1 pseudogene is annotated in these 277 nt (G+C 60.3%); it reads right to left on the minus strand.

Annotated features, from left to right (window positions below):
* Nucleotides 1-277, minus strand: a pseudogene (locus tag BV453_RS01685) (ABC transporter ATP-binding protein); the annotation flags it as partial.

The raw sequence follows: 277 nt of genomic DNA on the forward strand, positions 1-277 counted from the left end.
GGAGAGCTTCCCGGTTTTGGCCAGCACCGTCGGCGCCTTGATGTTCATGCTCGTGCGGTACTCGTTGGCGATCTTGAACTCTTCGTTGTCGTCGACCAGACCGCCCTTGACGAGCTTGCCGAGGGACGCCATCGAGATGTTGCGCTTGATGTCCTCGATAAGGTTGAGCCCGTAGGTCTTGCGGTCTTCGGTGGCGTACGCGATGCCGTTGTCGATCGCCTCGGTCACCGTGCGGGTCTTGATCTCCTTGCCGGCCTTGAACACCTTGCCGCTGATG

Origin of the sequence: Microbacterium sp. ER1 (assembly GCF_023383675.1) — a bacterium.
In the GTDB taxonomy this organism is placed as follows: Bacteria; Actinomycetota; Actinomycetes; order Actinomycetales; family Microbacteriaceae; genus Microbacterium.